Below are 800 nucleotides of genomic sequence, written 5' to 3' on the forward strand. Positions count from 1 at the left end.
GCGGCCATAGACGAGGAGACGCTCACTGCTCTTTCTATGCAGACTGGCCTATCGCGGGAGGAGCTCATTGCCAGGATCACGCGAGATCTGCCCGAGGCTGTCAACAAGATGACGCCAAATGGCAAATTGCCAGCTGAGCCGACGCAAGGCTCGGATCAGACGACCCTGCTCGACGACGTGGCCCCGCCTACGACGCAAGCTAAAAATCCCGCGGGCCAAAGCGAAGTCTAGAGTGACAGCTCTACACCGGGCGATCTGGTAAATGGCACACTCGGAGCGCCTGGGATGAGCGGGCAGGGCTAGCCCGGGTCTGAGCCAGCGAAAGCAATTTTCGGAGTTATCTGTTGGCCGCTCTACGTGATTCCCGCTGGGTCATCGATGTCGAGCCTCAGGTGGGACGAGAGTTCCCAGCCGCGACGCGCCTGGCTCTCGCCGGCCGACGCTAGCTAATCGAGGCTGTTATAGAGGCAGCTACTGCCCTAGGCCTGTCCGTGGCTTCCGATGGGGCGAGCAGTAGCCGTTCGTTAGCTTGAACGCCGGTTATCCTCGCCCCTCTACCATTTGTGCGCGGCCCAAAATAACCTGTTGATCTTCCGACGCAAAGTGCCAACAAATGGGCGCTTGTGGCTTATGGCCGGGGGCCGCCTCAGGTGAATGCTAAGACGAATTGTGAGCGCGAAGCCGTGGACCTTGTCCATGAGGCCATCCACAAGATCCCCTGCGGTGGCACGGTCTCTGTCAAGGCCATTGTAGAAGCGGTTCGCCAAGATGGCCCTCATCTCGAATGCACGGACAAGGCG

The 800-nt window shown here is 59.9% G+C and carries 2 protein-coding genes; one reads left to right on the plus strand and one right to left on the minus strand.

Annotation, left to right across the window (positions count from 1 at the left end; all coding sequences use genetic code 11):
* Positions 1-231: YidB family protein (locus EOA85_RS38450; protein WP_245486404.1), on the plus strand; the 231-nt coding region annotated here is incomplete at its 5' end.
* 323 nt (positions 232-554) lie between these two features.
* Here the strand turns inward: EOA85_RS38450 and EOA85_RS38455 are convergent.
* On the minus strand, positions 555-800 hold a 246-nt coding region (locus EOA85_RS38455), incomplete at its 5' end, for a hypothetical protein (protein WP_206523506.1).

The organism is Mesorhizobium sp. M5C.F.Ca.IN.020.29.1.1 (genome assembly GCF_003997375.1).
Classification (GTDB): Bacteria; Pseudomonadota; Alphaproteobacteria; order Rhizobiales; family Rhizobiaceae; genus Mesorhizobium; species Mesorhizobium wenxiniae.